The organism is Patulibacter minatonensis DSM 18081, from assembly GCF_000519325.1.
Taxonomy (GTDB): domain Bacteria; phylum Actinomycetota; class Thermoleophilia; order Solirubrobacterales; family Solirubrobacteraceae; genus Patulibacter; species Patulibacter minatonensis.
The window spans coordinates 3,509,751-3,516,479 of the sequence record NZ_KI912613.1 but is presented as its reverse complement, the minus strand read 5'-3'; the positions used below and the strand labels follow the sequence as shown (position 1 = coordinate 3,516,479).

Sequence of the window (6,729 nt, the reverse complement as noted above, 5' to 3'; positions counted from 1 at the left end):
TGGCGACGGGCGACGCGGCGCCGGCGGACACGAGCGCCGGGGTGGTCGCGGCGCCGGGCGCGGTCGCCGTCCCGGGGACGACGGCCGTCGGGAGGGGCGCGACGGCGGGCGACGAGGACGCCGGGTCCTGCGGCTCCGGCACGGTTCCCGGCACCGCCGGCGTGGTCGGGGCGGCCGGCGCGGCGGCGAGCCCGGCCGCCGCGGTCGACGGGACGACGGCGCTGACGGTCGCGGCGGTCCCGGGGGCGCCGGGGGCGTCCGCCGCCGGCGCGTCCGACGGAGCGGTGCTCGCGTCGTCGGCGCGATCGGTGGCGTCGGGCCGCCGGTCGTCGGTCGCCGCGGCGCGGGGCTCGGGGGCGTCCGTCACCCGCGGGTCCGCGGCGTCCGTCGGACGGGCGCCGGGACGATCGGCGCCGGACGCCACCGCGGACCGCCCGATGCCGGCCCGGGAGGCGGCTGCGGCCGACGCCGCGGGCCGGCGCGCGCCTCCGCCGCCGAGCGCATCGTCCAGGAGCGTCGCGAAGCCGCCCGGTGTCCCCTGGCCGCGACCGGCCGTCGGGGCGACGGCCGACGGCGCGCGGACGGCGGAGGACGGCGCGACGCGCGTCGGGGTGCTCATCAGGCGCTCCGGCCGAGGATCGTGGCGACGTAGTGCTGCGTCTCGGCGTACGGCGGGACGCCGCCGTAGCGCTGGACCGCGCCGGGACCGGCGTTGTAGGCGGCCAGCGCCTTCGTGTAGTCGCCGCCGAAGCGGTCGAGCTGCTCCCGCAGGTACTTCGCGCCCCCCTCGAGCGACTGCGCGGGGTCCGTGATGTCCGTGACGCCCAGCGTCGCCGCGGTCCCCGGCATCAGCTGGCAGAGGCCCCGGGCGCCGGCGGAGCTGCCGGCGGACGGGTCGAAGCCGGACTCCTGCCGCACGAGGTTCGTGAAGACCTGCGGGTCGATGCCGTGCCGCTGCGCGGCGGCCTGGATCAGGGGTGCGTACTGCCCTCCCGCGTCGCCCGTCGCGGGGACGCCGACCGGGGCGGGGAACGTGGCGCCGGCGACGGGGCCGGACGCGCTCGCGGCGTACCCGGCCGCGGTGGTACCGCCGCCGGGCGCGCCCGTCCCGCCCTGCGCGAGGCCGAGCGTCGCGGCGAACGTCGAGGGGACGTCGGTGGTGCCGCCCTCCCACGTCGTGCCGGTCGCCGCGGTGCCCGCGGCGCGGTCGGTCAGCGGCAGCCGACCGGACGCCTGGGCCAGCATCGTCTGCAGCTCGGCCATGCGGCCCGCGACCTCCGCGATGCTCACGCGCTCCTCCGGCGGTGCAGGCCGAGGGCGATCTCGTCGAGGCCCTCCTGCTCGATCCGCGCGCAGGTGGCGCGGTGCTCCGCGGCACGGCGCTCGCGCAGGCGCTCCAGGACCTCGTGGTCGCGGGCGGCCTCGACGAGCAGCCCGCGGCGGGCGCCGGTCTCGGTGACGCGGCGGTCGACATCGAGCGCCGCGGCCTCGCGGTGCACGAGGGTCGAGCCGATCCACACCTCCTGCGCCCGCAGCTGCGCCCCGGTGACGGTGCCGCCGGAGCCCGCGTTCAGGCACGTGCCGAGCGCGGCCACCGCGGCCCGCGACCGCGCGTCGGCGTCGGCGAGCGCGGACCGCGCGGAGGACTCGTCGGCGAGGGCCGCGGCGAGGGCGCTCTGGGCCTCGGTCTCGCGGCGCTCGGCGAGCGAGCGGACGGGCTCGAGGCGGAACTGGAAGCTCGGGGGCACGCCCCGGTGATCGGCCCGGGCGCAGCGTCGTGCAGCGCGGCGGACGCGTGTCCGACGCGGGGTCGCGAATCCCACCGGTCCCCGTCCGGCGGTGCGACGGGACCGCCTCACGCGACCACCGCCTCGGGCGCGTCCGCGAACGCCGCGGCCGCCAGCGCGTGCAGTCCGCCGTCGGCGTCGGCGACCGTCGAGCGGTCGTCCGGGGCCTGGCGCAGGAACGCCTCGATGCCGTCCCGCATGGCGATCGCCGCGTCCGTCCGCGGGTCGGTGCCCGCCTGGTACGCGCCGATCGCGATCAGGTCCTCACGCGCCTTGTAGTCGGCCATCAGGCCACGGACCAGGCCGGCGGCGGCGCGGTCCTCGGGCGTGGTGACCTCGCCGACGAGACGCGAGACGCTCTGCAGGACGTCGATGGCCGGATAGTGGTTGCGGTGCGCGAGCTCGCGCGAGAGGACGACGTGGCCGTCGAGGATCGACCGCACGGCGTCGGCGATCGGCTCGTTCATGTCGTCGCCGTCGACGAGCACCGTGTAGAGCCCGGTGATCGACCCCGACGGCGCGGTGCCCGAGCGCTCGAGCAGCTTCGGGAGCGCCGCGAAGACGCTCGGCGTGTAGCCGCGGGTGGCGGGCGGCTCGCCGATCGCCAGGCCGACCTCGCGCTGGGCCATCGCGAAGCGCGTGACGGAGTCCATCATCAGGACGACGCGGCGGCCCTGGTCGCGGAAGTGCTCGGCGATCGCGGTCGCCGTGTACGCGGCGCGGATGCGGACGAGCGCGGGCTGGTCGGACGTGGCGCAGACGACGACGGAGCGCTCGAGCGCCTCGCCGAGGTCGCGCTCGACGAACTCCCGGACCTCACGGCCGCGCTCGCCGACCAGCGCGATGACGTTGATGTCGGCGCTCGATGAGCGGGCGATCATCCCGAGCAGCGACGACTTGCCGACGCCCGAGCCGGCGAAGATCCCGATCCGCTGGCCGACCCCGCAGGGCACGAGCGCGTCCATCGCGCGGACGCCGAGGCCGAGGCGCTCGGTGATCCGCGGGCGCGACAGCGGGTCGGGCGGCGGGGCGATCGTCGAGCGCGGCGGCCCGGTCGGCGGCGTCATGCCGTCCAGCGGGGCGCCCAGGCCGTCGACGACGCGGCCGAGCAGCGCGTCGCCGGTCGCGACGCGGAACGGTTGGCCGGTGCCGGAGACCGTCGTGCCGGGCGCGACGCCGGTCAGCTCGCCGAGCGGCATCAGGAGCGTGCGCCCCGACCGGAACCCGACGACCTCGGCCTGTAGCGGCTCGCGGGAGCGCCCGGTGTGGATGAGGCAGACCTCCCCCACCTCGGCCTTCAGCCCGGTCGCCTCGACGACGAGCCCGATGACGTCGACCACCAGGCCGTGGCGCGACCCGAGGTCGGAGGCGCGGAGGGTCGACAGACGGCGCCCGAGGCGGGGACCGGTCGCGCCGCGATGGGCGCCGTCGCCGGCCGTACCGCGGTCCGCGGGGTCACCGGGGAGGTCTCCGGGATGCGGCGACCAGGTCACGTCGTGCCCCCGGGGCCGGGGGTGGCGCGACGGTTCGCCGTGCGGCGGTGCTCGGCGGAGCGGCTCACGCGGGCACCTCCCGCAGGACCTCGGCCGCGCGCCGGAGCTTCGCGTCGAGGCGGACGTCGAGCTCGCCGTCCGGGGTGCGCAGCAGCGCGCCGCCGCGGGCGACGCGGCGCTCGGCCTGGACGTCGCAGTGCTCGACGCCGCCGAGCTCCGCCGTGACCCTGCCGATCCCCTCGCGCACGAGCTCGGCGTCTTCCGGATGCACGAGGATCGTCAGGCGCCGTCGCTCGACGAGGCCACGCAGCGCGCCGGTGACGACGTCGAGGACGCGCTCCGGCCGTTCGGCGACCGCGCCGGCGACGACCTTCTCGGCGACGACCATCGCGAGCTCGACGGCCTCGCGCTCCAGCGCGGACGCGAGTTGGTCGCCCTGCGTCATCGCCTCCTGCAGCGCCTGCGCGAGCGCGCGGGCGGCGGGCTCGAGCTCGGCCCGCGCCTGCTCCATCCCGGCGGCGAGCCCCTCCGCGAACCCGTCGCGGCGGGCCTCCTCGCGGATGCGCTCGGCGTCGGCCACCGCGTCGGCGACGTGCTCGGCGGCCTGCCGTGCGGTCGGCCTCGCGGGCGGGGCGGTCAGCGGCTCGAAGGCGAACTCGGCGGGTGCGGCGACCCGGATCCCGGCCCCGGCGATTTCCGTCGCCCCGGCGTCCAGCGTGCGATCCACCTAGACCACGTCCGTTCCGTCGCCGCGGCCGATGACGAGCTCGCCCGACTCCTCGAGCCGGCGGACCGCCGCGACGATCCGGCCCTGGGCCTCCTCGACCACGCGCTTGAGCTGCGGCGGCATGAACTCCATCTCCTCGCGGATGTTCTGCGCGCCGCGCTGCGAGAGGTTCTGGAGCATCCGCTCTTGGACCTCGTCGTCGACGCCGCGCAGGGCGAGCGCGAGGTCGCGCTGGTCGACGTCGCGGAGCACCATCTGGATCGAGCGGTCGTCGAGCCCGGCGACGTCCTCGAAGACGAACAAGAGCCGGCGTACCTCCTCGGCGACGTCGGCGTCGGTCTCCCCCAGGGCGTCGAGCACGTTGCGCTCGGTCGGCCGGTCGGTCTGGTTGAGGATGTCCGCCAGGGCCTGCACGCCGCCGGCGGCCGACGGGTCGGCGGTGACGACGTTCGCGAGCTTCCCGCGGACGACGGCCTCGATCCGCTTGACGACCTCGGGGCTCGTCTCGCTCATCTTCGCCACGCGCAGCGCGATGTCGGCCTGCTCCTCGGGGTCGAGCACCGAGAGCACCTGGGCGGCGAGCCGCGCGTGGAGGTTCGCTATCACGAGCGCGCGCGTCTGCGGCGACTCGGCGCGGAGGAACGCCACGACCTGCTCCGGCGGCGTCCGCCGGAGGAACTCGAACGGCCGCTTCTCGATCACCGACGCGAGCCGGCCGATGATCTCCTCGGCGCGGTCGGCGCCGAGCGAGCGTTCGAGCACCTCGCGGGCGAAGTCGACGCCCCCTTCGGCGAACGACCGCAGCGCGACGGTCATCGCGTCGGCCTCGTCGAAGACGCCCTCGACGTGCTCGGCGGGCACCTGCCCGAGCTTCGCCATCTCGAGCGACAGCGACTCGATCTCCTCGTCGCGCAGGTGCCGGAAGACCTCCGCGGCGCGCTCGGCTCCGAGGGACACGAGCAGGATCGCGGCCTTGCGGCGGCCGGCGATCTTCAGCGCCTTCTTCGTCGACGCCTGCGCCCCGCCGATCCCACCGGTGGGCATCGGGACGGCCTGCGCGTCGACGGTCTCGAAGCCGTCGTCGAGGTCCTGCCCGGTGGTCGTGGCGACGGCCATCCCTAGTCCTCCGTCATCCAGTGGCGAACCTGGGTCGCGACGGCACCCGGGTCCTGGTCGGCGAGGTCCTCCATGCGCGTGCGGGACGCCGGGGCGGCGAGGACGGGCTGGGCGGCCATGCGGGCCTGGGCGGCGGCGCGCTCGGCCTCGAGGTCCCGCAGCGACCGCGGCGCCTCGATCTCGGTCAGCCAGACCGGCGAGGCAAGGGCCTCCTGCTCCCGCTTGCGCAGGTGCCGGGCGATCAGGACGAAGAAGACGATCAGACCGAGGGCGAGCGCGGCCCACTTCGCGTAGCCGAGCATGCCGGGCGGGATCGCGGGACCGGCCGCCGCGGCGGGCGGCTTGGCGAACGCCATGCGGGAGACCGTGAGCTGGTCGCCGCGCGTCGCGTCGATGCCGGCCGCTGCGGAGATCGCGCTCTTGATCGCCGGGATCTGCGCGGCGGGGACGGTGTCGGAGACCATCACCGCGACGCTCTGCTTCGTGACGCCGCCGGCGGCGATCGTCCTGCGGGTGACGGTCTTGTCGACGCCGAACTCGCGGTTGCCGGAGGTCTTCTCGTACTTCGACTTCCCGCCGGTGCTCGAGCCCGCCGATGCGTAGCCCGGGACGTTGCCCGAGGCGCCGGCGGTGCCGCCGGTCGCGCCGGACCCACCGTCCATCTTCTCGCCCTCGGTGGTCTCCTTGAGCGGCACCGAGCGCTTGCCGTACTTCAGCTGCTCCTGCTGCGCCTGGTCGGCGTCGATGTCGGCGTTCACGCGGACGCGGGCCTTGTCGGGGCCGACGGTCTGGGCGAGCACGGACGCGAGGCTCGCCTCCATCGTCGTCTGGTACTTCAGCGCCGCGGACTGCTTCGCGAGGTTCGCGCCGCCCGCCGTGGCAGCGCCGTCGCCCGACGGCCAGATCAGTCGGCCGGAGCCGTCGGTGATCGTGACCTTGTCGGGCTTCAGCGACTTCACGCTCGAGGCGACGAGGCGCGCGATCCCCTGGACCGCGGACGGGTCCGGATCGGTCCCGCCGGTGAGCAGCACCGCGGCCGTCGCCTGCGGGGCGTTCTCGTTCAGCAGCGCATCGTTCTCGTCGGGCAGGACGAGCTGGACGGTCGCGCCGGAGACGCCCTGGATCTGACCGATGGTGCGGGCGAGCTCGCCCTCGATCGCCCGCTGGTACGTCACCTGCTGCTGCATCTGCGACGAGCCCATCTTCTGCTTGTCGAAGAGCTCGAAGCCGGGCTGCACCGCACCGCCGGCGACGCCGCCGGACTCGGCCAGCGCGATCCGCGCCAGGCCGACGTCCTTCTTCACGACGGCGAGCGCGGTGCCGTTGTTCTGCAGCTCGTACGCGACGCCCTTCTCGTCCAGCGCGGCGGTCATCTTGCCGGTGTCGGCGGGGTTCAGCCCGGAGACGATCGTCGTGTAGCCCGGCGTCGACGCGAGCGAGAACATCATGTAGCCGACGACGAGCACGGCCAGGACCGCGCCGCCGACGGCGATCTTCCCCTTGGTGGAGAGCGTCTGGAGGACCTTCGGCAGCGGCATGGCGCTACGCCCCGCCCCGGTGGATGGTGGCGCGCGACCGCGGCGCCCGGGAGATCTGCGGACCGGTC

Annotated in this window: 6 protein-coding genes and 1 pseudogene; all 7 read right to left on the bottom strand. The window is 76.0% G+C overall.

Annotated elements, in window-relative coordinates:
- Positions 1-619 (bottom strand): annotated as a pseudogene (locus PATMI_RS37585) (hypothetical protein); the annotation flags it as partial.
- On the bottom strand, positions 619-1,290 hold the full coding sequence (locus PATMI_RS34800; protein ID WP_051471818.1) for a lytic transglycosylase domain-containing protein: 672 nt from the start codon (positions 1,288-1,290) through the stop codon (positions 619-621). The pseudogene PATMI_RS37585 and the gene PATMI_RS34800, both read right to left, overlap by 1 nt.
- Positions 1,287-1,748 (bottom strand): flagellar export protein FliJ, encoded by a 462-nt coding sequence (gene fliJ, locus PATMI_RS0116250; protein ID WP_026911655.1) that lies wholly within the window; start codon positions 1,746-1,748, stop codon positions 1,287-1,289. Before fliJ ends, PATMI_RS34800 begins: the two co-directional genes overlap by 4 nt.
- Positions 1,749-1,855: 107 nt before the next feature.
- Entirely contained in the window at positions 1,856-3,172 is a 1,317-nt protein-coding gene (locus tag PATMI_RS30775; RefSeq protein WP_084270365.1) for a FliI/YscN family ATPase, read from the bottom strand.
- A 172-nt stretch (positions 3,173-3,344) separates the two neighbouring features.
- Positions 3,345-4,007: a FliH/SctL family protein gene (locus tag PATMI_RS0116240; protein ID WP_026911654.1), complete on the bottom strand. Its 663-nt coding sequence runs from the start codon at positions 4,005-4,007 to the stop codon at positions 3,345-3,347.
- Entirely contained in the window at positions 4,008-5,123 is a 1,116-nt protein-coding gene (gene fliG / locus PATMI_RS0116235; RefSeq protein WP_245604183.1) for a flagellar motor switch protein FliG, read from the bottom strand. It lies immediately after the preceding gene.
- Positions 5,124-5,125: 2 nt separating this feature from the next.
- A complete protein-coding gene (fliF, locus tag PATMI_RS0116230) occupies positions 5,126-6,661 on the bottom strand; it encodes a flagellar basal-body MS-ring/collar protein FliF (protein WP_026911652.1) in 1,536 nt (511 codons plus the stop codon).
- Between the last annotated feature and the right edge of the window lie 68 nt (positions 6,662-6,729).